At 73.7% G+C, this 20,599-nt stretch carries 17 protein-coding genes; 14 read left to right on the forward strand and 3 right to left on the reverse strand.

Going from position 1 to position 20,599, the window contains the following annotated elements:
* Positions 1–19: 19 nt before the first annotated feature.
* Positions 20–970 carry an SDR family oxidoreductase gene (locus AC1DUE_RS16430; protein WP_477040484.1) on the reverse strand — a complete coding sequence of 317 codons (951 nt, stop codon included), beginning with the start codon at positions 968–970 and terminating at the stop codon, positions 20–22.
* A 165-nt stretch (positions 971–1,135) separates the two neighbouring features.
* Here AC1DUE_RS16430 and AC1DUE_RS16435 point away from each other — a divergent pair, with 165 nt between their 5' ends.
* Positions 1,136–4,486: a PKD domain-containing protein gene (locus tag AC1DUE_RS16435; protein WP_477040485.1), complete on the forward strand. Its 3,351-nt coding sequence runs from the start codon at positions 1,136–1,138 to the stop codon at positions 4,484–4,486.
* 44 nt (positions 4,487–4,530) lie between these two features.
* The gene (locus AC1DUE_RS16440) at positions 4,531–4,854 is read left to right on the forward strand and encodes an STAS domain-containing protein (RefSeq protein WP_477040486.1); all 324 of its coding nucleotides are present in this window, start codon (positions 4,531–4,533) and stop codon (positions 4,852–4,854) included.
* A 69-nt stretch (positions 4,855–4,923) separates the two neighbouring features.
* Here AC1DUE_RS16440 and AC1DUE_RS16445 read toward each other — a convergent pair whose 3' ends face one another.
* Complete coding sequence (locus AC1DUE_RS16445) at positions 4,924–6,240, reverse strand: hypothetical protein (protein ID WP_477040487.1); 1,317 nt, start codon at positions 6,238–6,240, stop codon at positions 4,924–4,926.
* A gap of 296 nt (positions 6,241–6,536) precedes the next feature.
* On the opposite strand from AC1DUE_RS16445, the gene AC1DUE_RS16450 reads away from it, so the two are divergent.
* The 11 genes from AC1DUE_RS16450 (at position 6,537) to AC1DUE_RS16500 (ending at position 19,348) form a co-directional block, all read left to right on the forward strand.
* Entirely contained in the window at positions 6,537–8,834 is a 2,298-nt protein-coding gene (locus AC1DUE_RS16450) for a sodium-translocating pyrophosphatase (protein WP_477040488.1), read from the forward strand.
* Positions 8,835–8,895: 61 nt separating this feature from the next.
* On the forward strand, positions 8,896–9,312 hold the full coding sequence (locus AC1DUE_RS16455; protein WP_477040489.1) for a MarR family winged helix-turn-helix transcriptional regulator: 417 nt from the start codon (positions 8,896–8,898) through the stop codon (positions 9,310–9,312).
* Positions 9,309–9,944 (forward strand): endonuclease/exonuclease/phosphatase family protein, encoded by a 636-nt coding sequence (locus tag AC1DUE_RS16460; RefSeq protein WP_477040490.1) that lies wholly within the window; start codon positions 9,309–9,311, stop codon positions 9,942–9,944. Before AC1DUE_RS16455 ends, AC1DUE_RS16460 begins: the two co-directional genes overlap by 4 nt.
* A gap of 12 nt (positions 9,945–9,956) precedes the next feature.
* Entirely contained in the window at positions 9,957–11,468 is a 1,512-nt protein-coding gene (locus AC1DUE_RS16465; protein WP_477040491.1) for a DUF7059 domain-containing protein, read from the forward strand.
* 150 nt (positions 11,469–11,618) lie between these two features.
* Positions 11,619–12,830 (forward strand): efflux RND transporter periplasmic adaptor subunit, encoded by a 1,212-nt coding sequence (locus AC1DUE_RS16470; protein WP_477040492.1) that lies wholly within the window; start codon positions 11,619–11,621, stop codon positions 12,828–12,830.
* Positions 12,823–13,569, forward strand: coding sequence for an ABC transporter ATP-binding protein (locus tag AC1DUE_RS16475; protein WP_477040493.1), 747 nt, complete (start codon positions 12,823–12,825; stop codon positions 13,567–13,569). Before AC1DUE_RS16470 ends, AC1DUE_RS16475 begins: the two co-directional genes overlap by 8 nt.
* Positions 13,566–14,798, forward strand: coding sequence for an ABC transporter permease (locus AC1DUE_RS16480; protein ID WP_477040494.1), 1,233 nt, complete (start codon positions 13,566–13,568; stop codon positions 14,796–14,798). Before AC1DUE_RS16475 ends, AC1DUE_RS16480 begins: the two co-directional genes overlap by 4 nt.
* Before the next feature lie 12 nt (positions 14,799–14,810).
* The gene (locus tag AC1DUE_RS16485; protein ID WP_477040495.1) at positions 14,811–15,791 is read left to right on the forward strand and encodes a hypothetical protein; all 981 of its coding nucleotides are present in this window, start codon (positions 14,811–14,813) and stop codon (positions 15,789–15,791) included.
* Positions 15,784–17,742 (forward strand): hypothetical protein, encoded by a 1,959-nt coding sequence (locus AC1DUE_RS16490; RefSeq protein WP_477040496.1) that lies wholly within the window; start codon positions 15,784–15,786, stop codon positions 17,740–17,742. Before AC1DUE_RS16485 ends, AC1DUE_RS16490 begins: the two co-directional genes overlap by 8 nt.
* A gap of 117 nt (positions 17,743–17,859) precedes the next feature.
* Positions 17,860–18,699, forward strand: a complete 840-nt coding sequence (proC, locus tag AC1DUE_RS16495) for a pyrroline-5-carboxylate reductase (protein WP_477040497.1) — start codon at positions 17,860–17,862, stop codon at positions 18,697–18,699.
* Between the two features lie 31 nt (positions 18,700–18,730).
* Positions 18,731–19,348 carry a TetR/AcrR family transcriptional regulator gene (locus tag AC1DUE_RS16500; protein WP_477040498.1) on the forward strand — a complete coding sequence of 206 codons (618 nt, stop codon included), beginning with the start codon at positions 18,731–18,733 and terminating at the stop codon, positions 19,346–19,348.
* On the opposite strand, the gene AC1DUE_RS16505 is transcribed toward AC1DUE_RS16500, so the two are convergent.
* The gene (locus tag AC1DUE_RS16505) at positions 19,327–19,710 is read right to left on the reverse strand and encodes a DoxX family protein (protein WP_477040499.1); all 384 of its coding nucleotides are present in this window, start codon (positions 19,708–19,710) and stop codon (positions 19,327–19,329) included. The two genes, AC1DUE_RS16500 and AC1DUE_RS16505, sit on opposite strands and share 22 nt — an antisense overlap.
* Before the next feature lie 61 nt (positions 19,711–19,771).
* On the opposite strand from AC1DUE_RS16505, the gene AC1DUE_RS16510 reads away from it, so the two are divergent.
* Positions 19,772–20,587, forward strand: a complete 816-nt coding sequence (locus AC1DUE_RS16510) for a maleylpyruvate isomerase N-terminal domain-containing protein (protein ID WP_477040500.1) — start codon at positions 19,772–19,774, stop codon at positions 20,585–20,587.
* Positions 20,588–20,599: the final 12 nt, after the last annotated feature.

Raw genomic sequence — 20,599 nt, forward strand, 5'->3', positions numbered from 1 at the left:
CCCAGAACCGGTCGGACCGTCAGCGGTACCCCGACGCGTCCGCGGGCAGACCGGCCCCCTGCACCTCCGCGAGGTAGCGCCAGCAGTCGGGCCGCGAGCCGTCGACGTCGGTGAACCCGTACTCCTGGGCCAGCCCGCCCGACGAGAACGAGCCGCCGTTGTGGCGGTGCAGGTCCGGGTCGGCGGCGAGCGCGGCGACTGCCCGTCCCACGAACAGCGGGCTCTCGGAGATCGCGGCGAAGTGCCGGTCGGACGCGTCCTGCCAGTTCTCCTCGGTCACGCCCATGTGCTCGAGCATCATCTCGGAGCGCAGCCAGCCCGGGGTCAGGGCGACCGCGGTGCCGCCGACCGGGGCGAGCTCGTGGCCCAGCGTGAACGCGAGCCGCAGGGGGACGGCCTTGGCCAGGTCGTAGAACGACGAGACCCGATAGGTCGCCTCGTTGTACTCGCGCGTCCCGTCGGTCATCTCGACGACGAGCCCGCCCGGGGCGCGCGACAGCAGCGCGAGCGCGAAGTGGTTGGTGACGAGGTGCGTCCGCGTCACGTTGTCGAGCATCCGCAGGCCGCCCGCAAGGTCGTGCTCCCAGACCGGCACGTCCCACTCGATGAGGTTCTCGCCGCCCCACACGTCGTTGACCAGCACGTCGAGGCGCCCGTGGTCGGCGTCGATCCGCTGCACGAGCGCCGCGACCTCGTCGGGAACCGCGTGGTCCACCCGCACCGGGATGCCCGTCCCGCCCGCGGCCGACACCCGCGCGGCGGTCTCCTCGATCGTCTCGGAGCGGTCGTACGACGAAGATGAGAACGACGAAGAGGAGGACGACGAATCGGAGGACGACGACGAGCGCGCCGCGCTGCTGCGCCCGGTGCAGTACACCGTCGCGCCCGCCTCGCCGAGCGCCACGGCGATCCCACGACCCGCACCACGCGTCGCCCCGGCGACGAGCGCGACCTTCCCTTCCAACGTCACGCCCGCGACCGTAGCGACTCCCACCGACACGCACCCGGCAGGGTGAAACCTGCCGTGTCCGGTTTGTCAGATATTGACACGGTTCCCCCGAGGGCGTGAACTCGGCAGCGGGACGACTGGCCGCCGGCGCCGCGGCGTCCGCTCCCGCTCACCGAGGAGCCACCGATGCGTGCTCGCAAGGGTGTCGTCGCGCTCGCGGTGGGCGCGTTCGTCGTCGGACTCGTCTCCCCTGCCGCCGCGAGCGGCGTCGCACCGGGACTGCCGCAGCTCGTCGCGCCCGCCGCGGGCTCGACGGTCCCGACCGGTGGTCAGCTGCAGGTCCGGGCCAACGACCCGGACGATGCGCGAGTCGACGTCACGTTCCACGCAGCAGCCCGCACGGCGGGCACCCCCGGTGCCGGAGCGCCGTTCACGTTGATGCTGATGCCGGACACGCAGAACTACGTGAGCACGTCGGCGAACACGGACATCATGCGGCAGCAGGCGCAGTGGATCGCCGACACCAAGAACCAGCTGAACACGGTGTTCGTGGCTCACCTCGGCGACATCGTCGGCGTCGACACCTCGGTCACGCAGTGGCAGCGCGCCTCGCAGTACATGGGCATCCTCGACGCCGCGAGCATCCCGAGCGCGGTGCTGCCGGGCAACCACGACATGAACCTGACGACGGGTGAGGCGCCGCTCTACCAGCAGTACTTCCCGGTCAGCCGGTACGCGAGCGCGGGATGGAACTCGCCGACCGCGTCCTACGGCGGCTACCTCGGGCAGGACCAGTTCGGCGACGACCCCGTCGACCGACAGAACCTCGACAGCTACTCGCTGTTCAGCGCGGACGGCATGGACTTCCTGCTGCTCAGCCTCGAGTTCAACGCACCGGACTACGTGGTCGACTGGGCCAAGCGTGTGCTCGCGGCGTACCCGGACCGGCGCGCGATCATCGCGACCCACAGCTACATCTGGATGACGGGCGAGCTGACCACCCAGGTCGCGCGTCTGGACGGCGGCAACAGCGGCGTCGACCTGTGGAACAAGCTCGTCCAGCCGAGCTGCTCGGTGTTCCTCGTCGTGAACGGGCACTTCTCCGACGACGTCACGGCCGAGGCCCGGCGCACCGACACCAACGCGTGCGGCAAGCCCGTGCAGTCGATGCTCACCGACTACCAGGACCGCGACCGCGGCGGGAACGGCTGGCTGCGGTACCTGACGTTCGACCCGGCGGCGGACCAGATCCGCGCGACGACGTACTCACCGTTCCTCGGCCAGTTCGAGACGGACGCCGACAGCGCGTTCACGGTGCCGTACGACATGACCACGCCCGCGCCGCTGCCGGTCGTCGGGACCGTGAACGTGGCCGCGGGCGCGGTGGCGTCGGTCGCCGTGCCCGACCTGCCCCTGGGCACGGTCGTGGACTGGTACGCGACGGTCGACGACGGCACGACGGTCACCCGCGGGCCCACCTGGTCCTACACGGCGGCGGGCGCCGGACCGACCGTGCTGGGCAGCGACGGGTTCGGCCGTACGGTGGCCAGCGGCTGGGGCACCGCAGAGGTCGGCGGCGCGTGGACGCACACGGGTGGGAACCCCAAGTTCTCCGTGGCGTCGGGGGTGGGCCGAGAGACGATCCCGCCCGGCTACACGGTGACGTCGGCGCTGGCGGGGGTCTCGTCGACGAGCACGGACCTGTCGTTCACGGTCGGCACCGACCGGGTGCCGGACACGGCGCTCTACCTCACGGCGTCGGCCCGGCTCGTCGGCACCGCCGATTACGGCGCGCGCATCAAGGAGCTGCCCGGCGGCATCGTGCAGCTGCACCTCATGCGCTCGGGGACGGCCCTCGTCGGCAACACGGTCCCCGGCCTGGTCCTGGCCCCCGGGGAGAGGCTGCGCGTCCGCGTGCAGGTCGAGGGCACCGGTCCGACGACGATCCGCGCTCGCACCTGGAAGGCCGGCGCCGCCGAGCCGAGCACCTGGCAGTACACGACGACCGACGGCACCGCGGGCCTGCAGGTGCCCGGGGCAGTCAGGCTCACCAGCTACATCGGCTCGGCGATCACGGGCGGCGCGCTCGTCGTGTCGTTCGACGACGTCCTGGCGACGGGCGTCGGCAGCACACCGCCGCCGGCCAACGTCGCGCCCACGCCGCGGATCGTCGCGACCCCGACGGGTCTGAGCGTCGCGGTGGACTCGGGCACCTCGAGCGACCCGGACGGCACGATCGTGTCGCGCGCCTGGACGTTCGGCGACGGCGCCACCGCGACGACGCCCGCCGCGAACCACACGTACGCCGCGGCAGGCACCTACACCGTGGGCCTGACGGTGACGGACGACGACGGTGCGTCGGCGACCACCACGACTACCGTCACGGTCACGGCCCCGCCGGCCAACGTCGCGCCCACGCCGCGGATCGTCGCGACACCCACGGACCTGACGGTCGCCGTGGACTCGGGCACCTCGAGCGACCCGGACGGCACGATCGTGTCGCGTGCCTGGACGTTCGGCGACGGTGCGACGGCCACGACGGCTGCCGCCAGCCATACGTACGCGGCGGCGGGCACCTACACCGTGGGCCTGACGGTGACGGACGACGACGGTGCGTCGGCGACCACCACGACTCCTGTCACGGTCACGGCCCCGCCGGCCAACGTCGCGCCCACGCCGCGGATCGTCGCGACGCCCACGGACCTGACGGTCGCCGTGGACTCGGCCACCTCGAGCGACCCGGACGGCACGATCGTGTCGCGCGCCTGGACGTTCGGCGACGGTGCGACGGCCACGACGGCGGCCGCCAGCCACACGTACGCGGCGGCGGGCACCTACACCGTCGGCCTGACGGTGACGGACGACGACGGCGCCTCCGCGACGACGACCAGCCCGGTGACCGTGACCGCGCCACCGGTGCAGACGGCGCTCGCCGTCGACGCGTTCGGCCGCACCGTGACGGGCGGCTGGGGGAGCGCCGACCTGGGCGGCGCGTGGACGCTCACCGGCGGCAACACGCGGTTCTCGGTGAGCGGCGGCGTGGGCCTGGAGGCACCGGCGCCGGGCGGCACGGTCACCGCGAAGCTCGCGAGCGTCGCGGCCACGTCCACCGACACGCAGGTCACGCTGGGGCTCGACGCCGTCCCGACGGGCACGATCCAGCTGGTCGTCGCCGGTCGCGTGGTCGGCACGGCCGTCTACGGGGCCCGCGTCAAGCTGCTGAGCACCGGTGGCGTCCAGCTGTACACCGACCGCAGCGGCGCGGCGATGTCCGGCGGGACGCTGCCGGGCCTGACGCTCGCGGGCGGCGAACGGCTCCGGGTCAGGGTGCAGGTGCAGGGCGTCTCGCCGACGACGCTGCGGATCCGCGCGTGGAAGGTCGGGGCGCCCGAGCCCGCGACCTGGCAGTACACGGCGACCGACTCGACCGCCGGCCTGCAGAGCGCGGGAGCGGTCCACCTGCAGACCTACCTGAGCTCGACGGCGGCGGCCACGGCGGTGCGGTTCGACGACCTCGCGGTCACGCCGGTGGGGTGAGTCTGTTTGAATGCCCTCCAAGGGAGGGATACGTGGACATTCGCGTGACCAGTCGGGACGTCGGTCCCCGCACCGTCGTCGAGGTCGCCGGCGAGATCGACGTGTCGTCCGCCGACGCCCTGCGCGACGAGCTCTCGAACGTGCTGGGCCGGGAGCGCACCGACCTCGTCATCGACCTGCGGGCGGTCCAGTTCATGGACTCGACGGGTCTCGGTGTCCTCGTCGGGACCCTGAAGAAGGTGCGGACCCAGGGCGGCACCCTGCAGCTCGTCATCGACAACGAGCGGCTGCTCAAGGTCCTGCGCCTCACCGCGCTGCTGCAGGTGTTCACCGTCCACGACACCCTCGAGGCCGCGCTCAGCGCGTGATCTCCCGCAGCTCCACGCTCCACGGTCCGGTCGCGGACGGGGCGCCGAGGTCGGCCACCCCGCCGCCGGTCACGTGAGGGTCACCTCGAACGGTGTGCCGTAGACCGTCCCCTCGAGCCACTCGAGGTCGTCGCTGGCCATCGAGACGCCGTTGTGGTGGATGCCGCCGAGGTACTGCGCCGGGTAGACGGTGTAGGTGCCCGCGGGTAGCGGCTCGCCGGTCGAGTCCCCCCACTCCTCGTCGCATGCGAGGAGCGGGCTTTCCTCGGCGACGGGCATCGTGACGCCGTGGCCGAGGTCCTCGCCGCTCATCCACCCGTCCATCGGCTGGAGCGTGGAGCCGACCACGACGCCGTCGCGCACGACGACGTAGTCCACCGTGTACGCGACGCCGACACTGACGCGGTCGGGGCCCGAGTACCGCAACGTGCCGTCGACGCGCAACGGGCTGCCGGCGGGGATCGTCGTCGGACCGGGGACGACCTGCAGCTCGAACATCCACGAGGTCGCCGGAGCGGCCGGCGCCGGTTTGCCACAGGTCTGGACCGACGCGGTGTTCGGGCTCGGCACGAGCGGGATGTCGGTCCACGGCGTGGCGCGCGCCTGCGTCGCCTCGCCGGTCACGGTGAACAGCACCGGCTCGCCGATCGACGTCCGAGCGGTCGCGGCCGCGAGGTCGGCGGCCTGCTCGATCGTGATCTCGCCCGCGTTCAGCTTCTGGGCCGCGTCATCGTCCTCGGTCGCCGTCGTGAACACGTCCCAGGTGACGAGCGAGTACGAACCGGCAGGAAGGGGCGCGCCCGCCGTCGAGGTGCCGTCGTCGCACACGGCCAGGTCGAGAGCTCCGCGGTAGTTCACGACGCCCGCGTCCGTGTACGGGTAGATGAGGTCGTCGCCGATGTCACGGCCCTCGTACAGGTCGCCGGCAGCGACGACGACGCCGTCACGCAGCACGGCGAGCCGCGGGCCGGCGGAGGGGACGAAGACGTAGGGCGGCGCGGCCTCGCCCGTCACCTGCCAGTGGGTCTGCAGCCCGAGGGGCTCGCCGGCGGTGACGGTCGAGGCGTCGAGGCGCAGGTCGGCGGAGAAGCCGATGGTCTCGACCGGGGCGGCGGGCGCGGCGTCGGCCAGCGCCCCGCACGTCCCGAACGGCAGCGCGGGGTCGCCGGTCGGAAGCACGACCGCGGGCTGCGCGGCGGGGGTCGGCGTGGGGGCCGTCGTCCGGCTCGCGGTGGGCTCCGCGACGGGCGCCGCCCCGCTCTCGCGCTGGACGGCGTAGGCGACACCGGCGAGCAGGAGCGCGACCGTCGTGATTCCCGCCGCGGTCCAGACGACGCGACGGCGATGCCCCCCGTGCTCCGGATCCGTGCTCGACTCGCTGCCCACTGCATCGCCCCCTCGTGCCGGCGCGTCCGGCCATGGCGCCACCCTGACGCAGGATCGACACGACAGGGGCGCGACACGATCACGATCGGGTTGCGACCCGGACGCCACCGTGGCAGCGCGCCCACGATCAGGTGAACGCCCGCCGTTCGCGCCGCGCTCGGGCGCCCGTCACACGATGGACGCGTCGTGGTGCGATCCAGGTCACATCTCATGGCTAGACTCGCCCGGTCACACAGCAACGGGGCTGGATGGCAGGCCGCGGTCCGGGGGGTCCGCGCCGGTGTCGAGGAGGATGCATGGTCGAGCTCGGGTCCACGAGCCTCACGATCGTCGGTGTCATCGCGGCGATCGCCGTCGTGTCACTGATCTTCGCTGTCGTACTACGCCGCCAGGTGCTCGCGGCGGGCGAGGGCACCGAGAAGATGCAAGACATCGCCAAGGCGGTGCAGGAGGGGGCCTCGGCCTACCTGAGCAGGCAGTTCCGCACCCTGGCGCTGTTCGCGGTCGTCGTGTGCGCCCTGCTCTTCCTGCTCCCCGGCGACGGCGGCGTCAAGGTCGGGCGGTCCGTCTTCTTCCTCGTCGGCGCCGTGTTCTCGGCGACGATCGGGTACCTGGGCATGTGGCTCGCGACGCGGGCGAACGTCCGGGTCGCCGCGGCCGCGTCCCAGCCGGGCGGGCGTGCCGAGGGTTCGCGCATCGCGTTCAAGACCGGCGGCTTCGTGGGCATGAGCGTGGTGGGCCTGGGCCTGCTCGGTGCCTCCGCGGTCGTCCTCATCTACAAGGGCGAGGCGCCCGCGGTCCTCGAGGGCTTCGGCTTCGGTGCCGCGCTGCTCGCCATGTTCATGCGCGTCGGCGGCGGCATCTTCACCAAGGCCGCGGACGTCGGGGCCGACCTCGTCGGCAAGGTCGAGCAGGGCATCCCCGAGGACGACCCGCGCAACGCGGCGACCATCGCCGACAACGTGGGCGACAACGTCGGCGACTGCGCCGGCATGGCCGCCGACCTGTTCGAGTCCTACGCCGTGACGCTCGTCGCGGCCCTGATCCTGGGCAAGGCCGCGTTCGGCGAGCAGGGCCTGGTGTTCCCGCTCATCGTCACGGCGATGGGGGCGATCGTCGCCGTCCTCGGTGTGGCGATCACGCGCGTCCGCGGCGCCGAGTCGGGCCTGACCGCGATCAACCGCGGCTTCTACATCGCCGCGCTGGTCGGCGTCCTGCTCTCCGCGATCGCCGCGTTCATCTACCTGCCGTCGACGTTCGCCGAGATCGACGGCGTCGCGTCCGGCCTCGCCGACCACGCGGGCGACCCGCGTCTCATCGCGTCGGTCGCGGTCGCCATCGGCGTCGTCCTGGCCGGCATCATCCTGTGGGTCACGGGCTACTTCACCGGGACGACGAGCAAGCCGACGCTCCACGTCGCGCGCACCACGCTCACGGGCGCGGCCACGGTCGTCCTGTCGGGCATCGGCGTCGGCTTCGAGTCGGCCGTCTACACCGCCGGCATCATCGCCGCCGCGATCTGCGGGGTCTTCCTGCTGGCCGGCGGATCGATCGGCCTGGCCCTGTTCCTCATCGCCCTGGCCGGCTGCGGCCTGCTGACCACCGTCGGCGTCATCGTCGCGATGGACACGTTCGGCCCGGTGAGCGACAACGCGCAGGGCATCGCCGAGATGTCGGGCGACGTCACCCCCGAGGGCGCGCAGATCCTCACGGACCTCGACGCCGTGGGCAACACCACCAAGGCCGTCACCAAGGGCATCGCGATCGCGACGGCCGTGCTCGCCGCGACCGCGCTGTTCGGCTCGTACGCGGATGCGGTGCAGACCGCCGTCAGCGACGTCACCGGCTCGGTCGGCAGCGACCTCCAGGCCGCGATGCTCAACTACCAGATCATCAGCCCGGTCACGCTCGTCGGCGTGATCCTCGGCGGCGCGACGGTGTTCCTCTTCTCGGGCCTGGCCATCGACGCGGTCACCCGCGCGGCCGGTGCCATCGTGTTCGAGGTCCGCCGCCAGTTCCGCGAGCACCCGGGGATCATGACGTACGAGGAGCGCCCCGAGTACGGCCGCGTCGTCGACATCTGCACGCGCGACTCGCTGCGCGAGCTGTCCACCCCGGGCCTCCTCGCGGCGTTCGCGCCGATCGCCGTCGGCTTCGGTCTGGGCGTCGGCCCGCTCGCCGGGTTCCTCGGTGGGGCCATCGCGGCCGGCGTCCTCATGGCCGTGTTCCTCGCCAACTCCGGCGGCGCCTGGGACAACGCGAAGAAGATCGTCGAGGACGGCAACTTCGGCGGCAAGGGCTCCGACGCCCACGCGGCCGCGGTCATCGGCGACACCGTCGGCGACCCGTTCAAGGACACCGCCGGCCCGGCCATCAACCCGCTGATCAAGGTCATGAACCTGGTCGCGCTGCTCATCGCCCCGGCCGTCGTGGCCGTCTCGGTCGGCGACGACGCGAACACGGCGCTGCGCATCGGGATCGCGGCCGTGGCCGCGGCCATCGCGTTCGGTGCCGTCATCGCGTCCCGCCTGCGTGCGGCGCGCGACGACAAGGGCGACCTGACCCGCGAGGCGGAGAAGCTGCTCGCCCGCTGACGGTCCGCACGTGACGCCCCCGGCCGCTGCTGCGACCGGGGGCGTCGCTATGGTGTCCAGCGTGCAGCGCAACGACCTGGTGCGGGAGGTGGCGGTCGCGTTCGCGGCGTGCACGCGCGTGGTGGGCAACGACGTCGACGAGCTCGTGCGGCCGAGCCGGCTGACCGCCCCGCTCGCCGAGCTCCTGTGGAACCTGGACCCGGAGACCGACCCGCCCGCGATGAAGGACCTCGCGCTGACGATGCGCTGCGACCGGTCCAACGTCACCACGCTGGTCGAGCGCCTCGGTGCGCTCGGGCTGGTGAACCGGTCGGAGGACCCGCTGGACCGGCGCTCGAAGGTCGTCACGCTCACGCCGGCGGGCCGGGCGACGCGCACCGTGACCGCGGGCGCGCTCGGCGAGGACTCCGCGTTCGCGGCCCTGTCCGACGGCGACCTGGTCGAGCTCGCCCGGCTGCTGGCACTGCTCGGCGCATGAGGGTCATGACCTACAACCTCAAGGGGTTGCACATGTCGGCCCAGGCGGCCGCGTCCGTCGTCCGGTCCGCGGAGCCCGACGTGCTCGCCGTCCAGGAGCCGCCCCGCGGACTGTTCGGCCGGCGTCGCATGCGCCGGTTCGGGGCGGCGGTCGGGCTGGTTCCGGTGGTCAGCGGCCGGGGCGCCCGCACGACGGCGCTGCTGGTGCGGGACGGTTCGGTGCACGGCGGTCGCGCGGTCCGGCTGTCGTGGCGGCCGGGACGGACGCGGCGCGGCGTCTCGGTCGCGGTCGTCGACGGGATCACGGTCGTCGTCGTCCACCTCTCGCTCGTGCGGGCCGAGCGGGCCGCGCACGTCGACCGGATCCTGACGACCGTCGTGCCGACGAGCCGGACCGTGGTGCTCGGCGACATCAACGAGCAGCCCGACGGCCCGGCGTGGGCGCGGCTCGCCACGCACCTGGGCTCGGCTCCGGTGCCGACGGGCCCCACGTTCCCGTCGGCGGGTGCGCGGCAGCGGATCGACGCCGTCGTCGTGACGCCCGACGTGCTCGTCACCGGGGTGTCCGTGCCCGACGGCCCGGCGGTCGAGGCGGGCAGCGACCACCGGCCGATCGTCGTCGACCTGCACTGAGACACTTGCGTCGTGGAACACGACCCCGCCCTGATCGACCTGCTGCGCAGCGACCTGACCACCTCCGGCTACGGCGTCGCCGGCGTCGAGGAGGTCCTCGGGGCGGTCGCCGCCGACGCCCTGCACCGCGAGGAGCCCGTCCCCGCGCTGCGCGCCACCGCGGGTTCCGACGAGCCCGTCGCGGTGCTGGTGCGCGCGTTCCTGCTGGGTGCGGTCGTCCCGGCGCGGCTGATCAGCGCCGTGTTCCCCACGCTCGGCATCGACGGTGCGGTCGCCCTCGGGCTCGTCGAGACGGGAGCCGACCAGGTGCGCGCGCTCGTGGACCTGCGCCCGTACGCGGCGGTCGACGGGCGCGGCGAGGTCGACTGGTGGATCGCGTCCGACCTGGGCGAGCTGGCCACCGGGCACGCGCTGCGCACCGACCACGTGCTCGGCGTCGGCGGCGCCTCGACGACGCTGGCCCAGGTCACGGTCCGCGACCCCCGCGGGCTCGTCCTCGACCTCGGGACGGGCTGCGGCATCCAGGCGCTGCACGCGTCGCGCCACTCCCGGCGGGTCGTCGGCACCGACATCTCCCTGCGCGCGCTGGAGTTCGCGCGGTTCAACGCGCTGCTCGCGGGCGTCGACCTGGAGCTCCGCGTGGGCTCGATGCTGGAGCCCGTCGCCGACGAGCGCTTCGACCTCGTCGTCAGCAACCCGCCCTTCGTCATCACGCCCCGCACCCCCGGCATGCCCGCGTACGAGTACCGGGACGGCGGCCGCGCCGGCGACGCGATCGTGCAGGAGCTGGTCGAGGGCGTCGGTGCGGTGCTGGCGCCGGGCGGCGTCGCGCAGCTGCTGGGCAACTGGGAGGTCCGCCGCGGCGAGCAGTGGCACGAGCGCGTGGGCAGCTGGCTGGACGCGTCCGGGCTCGACGGCTGGGTGATCCAGCGCGAGCTGCAGGACCCCGCCCAGTACGCCGAGACGTGGATCCGCGACGGCGGCACGACGCCCGACCGCGACCGCGCGGCCTGGGCCTCCCGCTACGGGGCATGGCTCGACGACTTCGCGTCCCGCGACGTCGAGGCGATCGGGTTCGGCGTCCTCACGCTGCGCCGGCCGCTGTCCGGGGCGCCGTCGCTGCGCCGGCTCGAGGAGGTCACCGGCACGGTGCGTCAGCCGCTCGGACCGGCGATCGCCGCGTCCCTCGAGGCTCACGACTGGCTCGAGTTCCACGACGACGACGGCCTGCTGGCCTCGCACCTGGTCGTCGCGCCGGACGTCACCGAGGAGCGCTACCTGACGCCCGGCGACGCCGACCCGCAGGTGGTCCTGCTGCGCCAGGGCGGCGGCTTCGGCCGTGCCGTCCAGGCGGGCACCGCGCTCGCCGGGTTCGTCGGCGCGTGCGACGGCGAGCTGTCGGTCGGCCAGATCGTCGCCGCCCTCGGTGCCCTGCTCGAGGTGGGCGCCGACGCCGTCGCCGCTGACGTCCTGCCGTCGACCCGAGGCCTGATCCGCGACGGCCTGCTGCTCCCCTCGTCGTAAAGCTCCACCGAGCGTCCGCACTCGTGTGCCCCAGGGCGCCCACGAGTGCGGACGTCGCGTGCTTCTCACAGGTCAGCCACAGGCCGGTGCTACGCGCGGCCCAGGGGGTGTTCCTACGTTCGGCCCAGGCAGTTCGGCCTGGTCACAGACGTGAGGAACAAGATGCAGCGCGTATGGACGCGTACGAGTCCGCTCACGCGGACGCTCGGGCTGGTGGTCGTCGTGGCGCTCGCCGGCGGGGCCGTCTGGTGGTTCGGGATCCGGGATGCGTCGGCGGCGACGGCCCAGCAGATCACCCGGACGGTCGCCGCGAGCCTGACGACCATGGAGAAGTCGGTCAGCGGCACGGGGACGCTGACGCCGTCCGTGCAGCAGGACGTGAGCTTCGAGGTGAGCGGGACCGTCACCTCGGTGCCGGTCGCGGTCGGGCAGACGGTCACCGCCGGGCAGACGCTCGCGACGGTCGACACGCTGGAGCTGCAGGCCGACCTGCTGCAGGCCAAGGCGACGCTGGCGAGCGCGCAGGCCAAGCTCTCGGACGCCAAGGACGCGGGCACGGGGACGACGTCGAGCAACGCGCAGATCGCGGCCGCACAGGCCCAGGTCGACGTCGCGCAGTCGGGCGTCGACACGGCGCAGACGGCGATGAACGGGGCGACGCTCGTCGCGCCGGTCGCCGGGCTGCTCACCGCGGCCACCCTCGAGGTCGGGGACGTCGTCGGGTCAGCGCAGGGTCAGGGCGCGACCGGGGACACGGCCGCGCAGTTCACGATCGTCTCGACCGACAGCTGGGAGGTCGAGGTCTCGGTCTCGGACGCCGACATCGCGCTCGTCGCGGTCGGTGACCAGGCGGAGGTCACCCTCGACGGTGCGACGACGCCCGTCTTCGGCACGATCAGCGCGATCGGCCTGCTGTCCACCAGCGACACGGGCGTCGCGGCCTACCCGGTGACGGTCGCGGTGACGGGCGACCAGGAGGGCCTGCACGACGGGGTCTCCGCGGACGTGAAGCTCATCTACGAACGCCGCACCGACGTGCTCACCGTCCCGAGCCTGGCGGTCACCACGACCGACGGGAAGTCGACGGTCGACGTGCAGGACGCCGACGGCAAGACGACGACCGTCGACGTGACGGTCGGCGAGACGTCCGGGAACCTCACCGAGATCACCGACGGCCTGGCCGAGGGCGACGAGGTCGTGCTCGCGGTGTTCACGCCGGGCACCGGCGGGACCGGGCGGGACAACCAGCAGCAGGGCGGGCAGCTCCCCGGCGGCGGCCAGTTCTTCCAGGGCGACCCCGGTGGCGGCACGGTCGTCGGCCCCCAGCTCGGCGAGCAGGGCGGCGGTCCGGCGAATGGCTGAGCTGACGCTGCCGTTCTTCGACGAGGCGACGGCGACCGACACCTTCCCGGTCATCGACCTCGTGGACGTCGGCAAGACGTACACGTCCGGGAGCATCGAGTTCGAGGCGCTGAAGGGCGTGGACCTGCGGATCGAGCAGGGCGAGTACGTGGCCGTCATGGGCCCGTCGGGGTCCGGAAAGTCGACGCTGATGAACATCCTCGGCTGCCTGGACACGCTGAGCCGCGGCTCGTACCGGCTGGCCGGCGAGGACGTGAGCGAGCTCGACGAGATCGACCTCGCCGACATCCGCAACCGCCGCATCGGCTTCGTGTTCCAGCAGTTCAACCTCCTACCGTCGCTGTCGGCGCTGCGCAACGTCGAGCTGCCCCTGGTCTACGGCCGGGTGCACGGCTCCGAGCGTCACCGCAGGGCCACCGCGGCCCTCGAGCGCGTCGGCCTCGGCGACCGCCTGGCCAACCGGCCCGGCGAGCTGTCGGGAGGCCAGCAGCAGCGCGTCGCGGTGGCCCGCGCCCTCGTCGGCGAACCCGCACTGCTGCTCGCCGACGAGCCGACCGGCAACCTCGACTCGTCGTCGACCCACGAGATCCTCGGGCTCTTCGACGAGCTGCACGCGCAGGGCCGGACCATCGTGCTCATCACGCACGAGGCCGACGTGGCTGAGCGGGCCGAGCGGGTGGTGCGCGTCATGGACGGTCAGATCACCACGGACGGCACCTCGGACGGTGGTGCCCGATGACCTGGATGGAGACCTTCCGCACCGGGTGGGCCGCCGTGCACACGCACGCGCTGCGCTCGATCCTCACCGTGCTCGGCATCCTCATCGGGATCGCCGCGGTGATCCTCACGGTCGGGCTGGGCCTGGGCACGCAGAAGGACGTCAGCGCGCAGATCAGCGAGCTCGGCAGCAACCTGCTCATCGTCCGGCCGGGCAGCAGCACCGGGACCGACGGCGTCCGCGGCGGCTTCGGCTCGCGGACCACGCTGACCACCGCGGACGCCGAGGCGCTCGCGTCGTCGGTGAACGCGCCCGACATCGGCGCCGTCGCCGCCGAGAAGACGACGAGCGCGTCGCTGGAGGCCAACGACACCAACTGGACCACCACGGTCACGGGCACGACGACCGACTGGCTCGACGTGCGCGGGCGGACCGTCGCGAGCGGCGCGTTCTTCACCGCCGACGACGAGGCGAAGCGCGCGGCGGTCGTCGTGCTCGGACCCGAGACGGCGCAGGAGCTGTTCGGCACGACGCGCGCCGTGGGGCAGACGGTCACCGTGAACGGCACGGAGCTCCGCGTGGTCGGTGTGCTCGAGGCCGAGGGCGCGTCCGGGGACAGCGACCTCGACGACGTCGCCGTGCTCCCGATGTCGACCGCGGCGGACACCGTGACGGGCGGGCTGAGCCGCAACGCGGTCTCGACGATCTACGTCCAGGCCGCCTCGACCGACCAGCTGAACGCCGCCTACCAGGAGGCGCAGACCCTGCTGCTCAACCTGCACGGGATCACCAGCGCCGACGGCGCCGACTTCACGATCAACAGCCAGGACGCGCTGGTGTCCACCGCGACCGCGGTCTACAAGACGCTCACCGTCCTGCTCACCGGGATCGCGGCCCTGTCGCTGCTCGTCGGCGGGATCGGGGTCATGAACATCATGCTCGTCTCGGTCACCGAGCGGACCCGCGAGATCGGACTGCGCAAGGCGCTCGGCGCCCCGCCGTGGGCCATCCGGCGGCAGTTCCTGGTCGAGGCCACGGTGCTCGGCCTCTCCGGCGGGATCCTCGGCGCCGCCCTCGGCATCGTCGCCGCCCAGGTCCTGCCCGACCTGCTCGACACCTCGGTCGTCGTGTCCGGCGCCGCGGTGGTCGGTGCCGTCGTGGTCGCCATGGTCATCGGACTCGTCTTCGGCGTCTACCCCGCCACGCGCGCCGCGCGACTGGCCCCCATCGACGCGCTGCGCGCGGAATAGCAAGGAGCTCCCATGAACACCCGACGTCGCACCGCGCTGGTGCTTCCCGCCCTCGCGGCGGCCACCGTCCTGGTGCTGAGCGCCTGCAGCGGCGGCACCGAGCCGGCTGCCGCGGCACCGTCCGCCGCCGCGACCGACGGTCCTGCGCGTGCGCAGCAGCAGGACGGCGGCCCCGGCCGCGGCGGCGCGTCCGGCGAGATCGTCTCCGTCACCGGGAGCGTGATGCAGCTGCGCAGCACCGACTCCCAGACCGCCGTGACCTGGACGGACACCACCACGTTCACCGCGCAGGTCGCCGCCGCCCTGTCCGACGTGTCCGTCGGCTCCTGCGTCACGGCGGTCGCGGCGCCGAGCACGTCCTCCGGCTCGTCCAACTCCTCGGGCTCCTCCAGCGACTCGTCCGGCGCCGACACCTCGTCGCCGATCGCCGCGACGAGCATCCGGATCACCGAGCCGGCCGACGACGGCACCTGCACCCTCGGGGGCGGCGACTTCCGCGGCGGACCCGGCGGTGGGGGCGGCGACCTTCCCGACGGCGCACCGACCGACGCGCCGAACCCGCCCGGCGACGGCACGGCCCCGTCGGGCGCGCCCTCGGGTGCTCCCGGACAGCTGCGGATGTTCGGCGGCGGCGCGAGCGGCAAGGTCACCGCGGTCGACGGCGGGACGATCACGCTCGACGCGGTCTCGATGAGCCCGGGTTCCGACGACACCACGACGACCTCCCGGACCGTCACCGTCTCGGCCGACACCACGTACACGCGCACCCAGGCGGCGGACGCGACCGCGGTCGTCGTCGGTCAGTGCGCCACCGCGCGCGGCGAGGCCGACGACAGCGGCAAGGTCACCGCGACGACGGTCAGCATCTCCGCGCCGACCGACGGCTCGTGCACCGCCGGGTTCGTCATGAACGGCGGCCCCGGCGGCTTCACCGGCGGCGGTCCCGGCGGGCAGCAGGGTTCCGACGACAGCCAGGGTGGCACCGATGCGTGACCGCGGCTCCGTCTCCGAGACCGCCGAGGTCCGGCCGTCCCTGGCGGCCCGGCGGCGGGCCCGTCGTCGTCGGATCGTCGTGCTCGGCACCGCCGGCGCGGTCGTGCTGGTCGCGGCCGGCGGAGGGGTCGCGCTCGCGGTGACCGGCGGCGAGGGCTCGCGGTACCGGACCGTCGCGGCCGAGAGGTCCAGCGTCGAGCAGCTCATCGACTCGGTCGGCACGATCGCCTCGGCCGCGCGCCGCGACGCGTCGTTCTCGGTCTCCGGCACGGTCGCGAGCGTGGACGTCAGCGTCGGCCAGGTGGTCGCCGCCGGTGACACGCTGGCGACCCTGGACACCGAGTCCCTGCAGGACGCGGTCGACAAGGCGCAGGCCGACCTGGCCACGGCGCAGCAGCAGCTCAGCGACGACCTCGCCTCGCAGTCGTCGTCGAGCTCGGACTCCTCGGACTCGTCGAGCTCCGCCGGCGACACGGGCTCGACCAGCGACACCGGCTCCTCGGGCGACACCGGCTCGTCGACCCCGTCGGCCGAGCCGAGCGCGTCCACGCCGCCGACCGGGGACACCGACCACGGCGGCGACGCGACCGACCCGGCCGTGGCGAAGGCCGTCGAGGACGTCTTGCACGCCCAGCAGGCGCTGCTCGACCAGTACCAGGTTGCGGCCGACGCGCTCGCCGCGAGCGGCGACAGCGTGACGGCGTCGCAGGCGTCGTGCGCGGCGTTCCTGGCCGTCGTCCCCACGGACGTCACGGGATCCGACGACGACGCGACGGACCCCGCGGACGCGTCGGACCCCGCTGATCCGGCCGATCCCACGGACCCGGCCGATCCCGCCGACCCTGCCGACCCGACCGTGCCCGACACGACCGCCGTCGCCCAGGCGCTCGCGGACTGCCAGGCGGCGCTGTCCGGCGCCCTCGACGCGCAGACTGCCACGGACGCCCAGCAGCAGGCTCTCCAGACGCTGGCGAAGGCGCTCGACGACTCGGTCGTCGCGCTGCAGAAGGCGATCGCCTCGTCGGCGTCCGGCGACACCCCGACCACGCCGACCACCCCGTCCACGCCGACGGACGCGTCCACGCCGACCGACCAGTCGAAGCCCTCGGCGTCCCCGTCGGCGCAGGCCACGACCCCTGCCGCGAGCAGCGGTCCCAGCGGCTCGACCGCCGTCGCGTCCGCGGCGACGATCCTGGCCGACCAGGCCGCGATCGACCTGGCCGAGGCGAACGTCGCGCTCGCGCAGAGCAAGCTGCCGTTCGCGACGCTGACCAGCCCGATCGCGGGCACGGTCGCGGCGGTCTCGGTGGCCGCCGGCGACTCGGTCGAGGCGTCGTCGACCACGGCCGTCGTCACGGTCATCGGGACCAACGGCTACACGGTCACCACGACGGTCCCGCTGAACAAGATCGACATCGTCCAGCTCGGCCAGAGCGCGACCCTCACGACACCGAGCACGGACGCGTCGCTCACCGGCACGGTCTCCAGCATCGGGATCCTCGACGCGTCGCAGACCAGCGAGCCGGCCTACACGGTCGTCCTGGCCGTCGACCCGACCGACGTGCAGCTGTACGACGGCGCGTCGGCGACGGTCCGGATCCAGGTCGCCGGCGCCGACCAGGTGCTCACGGTCCCCACGTCCGCGGTCCACGTGGACGGCACCGCGACGACGGTCCAGGTGCTGAAGAACGGCACCCCGACCGACGTCACCGTCACGGTCGGAGCGGTCGGCGCCGAGCGTACGGAGATCACCGACGGCCTCTCGCTCGGCCAGGAGGTGGTGCTGGCCGACCTCGACCAGGCCATCGACACCGGGACGTCGTCCTCGTCGAACGGCGGCCTGTCCGGGCTGGGCGGAGACGACCAGGGCCCGCAGAGCTTCGTGTTCGAGGGTGGCCCTGCCGGTGGCCCACCGGCAGGCTTCACGGACGGCGGCCCGGCGGGCGGCTGACCCGCGACGTCCGAGCAGATGCGCCCCAGGGGCCACATCTGCTCGGACGTCACGCCCGTGCGCGGCCCGCTGGGTAGGCTCTGCGCGTCGCGGGCGCGGCACGGACGGAGGACGACGATGACGGAGCAGTCCAGCCAGCAGGGCACCCCGCAGGTGGCGGTCCTGGGCGGCGGCGTGATGGGGGAGACCCTGCTCAGCGCGCTGCTCACCGCGGGTTGGGGCGCCGCTCAGGTCGAGGTCACCGAGCGGGCCGTCGAGCGCGCGGGCGAGCTGGCCAAGACCTACGGCGTGCGGACGGGCGCGTCGAACGCGCAGGCCGCCGGACGCGCCGACGTGGTCCTGATCGCGGTGAAGCCGAACGTCGTCGGGTCGGTGCTCGACGAGATCCGGCCCGTGCTGCGCGGCGGCGCGCTCGTGGTCAGCGTCGCCGCAGGCCTGCCGATCGCGACCTACGAGAAGAGGCTCGCCCAGGGCACGCCCGTGGTCCGGGTCATGCCGAACACCCCCGCGGTCGTCGGCAAGGGCGCCAGCGCGATCGCGGCCGGCACCCACGCGAGCGCCGGCCACCTGGTCCTCGTCGAGAAGATGCTCGCCGACACCGGGCTGGTGCTCCGGGTGGAGGAGAAGGACCTGGACGCGGTCACCGCGATCTCGGGGTCCGGGCCGGCGTACGCGTTCTACGTGATCGACGCGATGGCGGAGGCGGGCGTGCTGCTCGGCCTCAGTCGGGACGTCGCGACGAGGCTCGCCGTGGCCACCGTCGAGGGCTCCGCGGCGCTCGCGGCACAGTCCGGCGACCACCCGGCGGTGCTGCGCGAGCGGGTGTCGTCTCCGGGCGGGACGACCGTCGCGGCGGTCCAGGTGCTCGACGCCCGCGGCGTGCGCGCAGGCATCGTCGCGGCGGCCGAGGCAGCACGGGACCGGTCGCGCGAGCTGGGTGCCCAGTACTCGTCGTGAAGACCTGACGAACCCGTCCTAGGCTCGGTGCATGTCGACGTCCGAAGCCCGTCCGGCGGAGTCGGCCCGCCCGCGCGGCCGGCGCCCGTCGGGTGGCGACACGCGCAGCACCATCCTGGCCGCCGCCCGCGACGAGTTCGCCGAGCGGGGCTACGACGGCGCCAGCATCCGATCGGTCGCGCGCCGCGCGGACGTCGACCCGGCGCTCGTGCGGCACTACTTCCAGGACAAGGCGGAGCTGTTCGCCGCCGGGATGGTCCCGGCCCACGTGGAGCCCGAGGATCTCGTCACCCAGGTGGTCGCGGGCGGGATCGACGGGCTCGGCGAGCGGCTGCTGCGCGTGGTCCTCGAGCTGTGGGAGGCCGACGGCGGAGCGGCGATCCGGGTCGCGTTCGCGGGCCTGAGCTCGAGCGAGGTGCACGCCGAGGCCCTGCTCGGCTACGTGGGACGCGAGGTGTACGACGAGGTCGCGCGCGTCCTGCCCGGCCCGGACGGGGAGCTGCGGGTCTCGCTCGTGGTCGCCCACGTGGCCGGCGTCCTCTTCTCGCGCAACGTCGCCCACCTGCAGCCGATCTCGTCGCTGCCCAGGGAGCGCGTGGTCGAGCTGGTCGCGCCGACGCTGCAGCACTACCTCGCGGCACCCCTGTAGACGCTCCAGGCCCACGCGACCAGCGGGACCTGCACCGGCAGCCGGGCCCAGGCTGCGGCGGTCCGGGTCGTGAGGCGTCGCGGCGACCGCACGGCCATCGTGACGTTGCCCGGGAACACCCCGACCAGCAGGACCGCCGACGCCAGCCCGCCGGCCTGTCGGGTGCGCGGGACGACGAGCGCCGCGGCGCACCCCAGCTCGACCACGCCGCTGCCCAGCACCCATGGCCCGGGGTCGCCGAGCACGCGCGGGATGAGCCCGTGGAACACGCGCGGCCGGACCAGGTGGATCGCGCCGGAGGTCCCCAGCAGGGCGGCCAGCCCGAGCGCGGGACCGTGCCGGCGGAGCGTGTCGGTGAGCACGCGTCACCGTAGATCGGGCGGACCGGGTGTGCATGTCGGTGACCGCCGCTAGCGTGCCCGCATGGACCAGCCACCGGAAGCCGACGCAGCGCTGACGCCCGCGGACTACGCCGACGTGATCGCGCGGGAGTCGGCGCGGGCGGCGGACGCGATGGCCGCGGCGAGCCCCGGCGCGGCCGTTCCCGCGTGCGACGGGTGGGACGTCTCCGACCTCGCCTACCACCTCGGCGAGGTGCAGGACTTCTGGTCGAGCCTCGTCGCGCAGGCGCCCACGGGACCGGACGACCTCGAGGAGACCGAGAGACGCGCGGACGCCGAGCTCGTGCCGTTCCTGCGGACCCGCACCACCGCCCTGCTCGACGCCCTCGCGGCCCACGACCCCGCCGATGCGTGCTGGTCCTGGTCGCCCGCCGGCGGGACGGTCGGCTGGGTGTACCGCCGGCAGGCGCACGAGGCGCTGGTGCACCGGGTGGACGCCGAGCAGACCGCCGGTCTGGCGGTGAGCGATCCCGGGGTCACCCTCGCGACCGACGGGGTCGACGAGATGCTGGGCGTGATGGTCAGCGGCCTCCCGCCGTGGGCCGTCTTCACGCCGGACGGGGCTACGGTGCGGCTGCGCGCGACCGACGCCGCCCGCGACTGGGTGCTCGCGTTCGGCAGGTTCACGGGCACGTCGCCGAAGACGGGCAAGACCTACGACGACGAGTGCGCCGAGCTGGTCGCGGACGCCGGCGACGTCGCCGCGACCGTGAGCGGGACCGCGTGGGACCTCGACCTCTGGCTGTGGGGCCGTTCGTCCGAGGACGCGGTGGACCTCGCCGGCGATCAGGCGGTCTGTGAGCGGCTGCGCGCGGTGATCGTCGAGTCCACCCAGTAGCGGGCCCGACGA

This window comes from Cellulomonas sp. P4_A2 (assembly GCF_056402515.1).

What these genes read in the sequence shown, in the direction of transcription:
- AC1DUE_RS16435 (WP_477040485.1), top strand. Translation starts at nt 1,136, where the DNA reads ATGCGTGCTCGCAAGGGTGTCGTCGCGCTCGCGGTGGGCGCGTTCGTC.
- AC1DUE_RS16450 (WP_477040488.1), top strand. Translation starts at nt 6,537, where the DNA reads ATGGTCGAGCTCGGGTCCACGAGCCTCACGATCGTCGGTGTCATCGCG.
- AC1DUE_RS16460 (WP_477040490.1), top strand. Translation starts at nt 9,309, where the DNA reads ATGAGGGTCATGACCTACAACCTCAAGGGGTTGCACATGTCGGCCCAG.
- AC1DUE_RS16475 (WP_477040493.1), top strand. Translation starts at nt 12,823, where the DNA reads ATGGCTGAGCTGACGCTGCCGTTCTTCGACGAGGCGACGGCGACCGAC.
- AC1DUE_RS16480 (WP_477040494.1), top strand. Translation starts at nt 13,566, where the DNA reads ATGACCTGGATGGAGACCTTCCGCACCGGGTGGGCCGCCGTGCACACG.
- AC1DUE_RS16485 (WP_477040495.1), top strand. Translation starts at nt 14,811, where the DNA reads ATGAACACCCGACGTCGCACCGCGCTGGTGCTTCCCGCCCTCGCGGCG.
- AC1DUE_RS16490 (WP_477040496.1), top strand. Translation starts at nt 15,784, where the DNA reads ATGCGTGACCGCGGCTCCGTCTCCGAGACCGCCGAGGTCCGGCCGTCC.
- proC (WP_477040497.1), top strand. Translation starts at nt 17,860, where the DNA reads ATGACGGAGCAGTCCAGCCAGCAGGGCACCCCGCAGGTGGCGGTCCTG.
- AC1DUE_RS16500 (WP_477040498.1), top strand. Translation starts at nt 18,731, where the DNA reads ATGTCGACGTCCGAAGCCCGTCCGGCGGAGTCGGCCCGCCCGCGCGGC.
- AC1DUE_RS16510 (WP_477040500.1), top strand. Translation starts at nt 19,772, where the DNA reads ATGGACCAGCCACCGGAAGCCGACGCAGCGCTGACGCCCGCGGACTAC.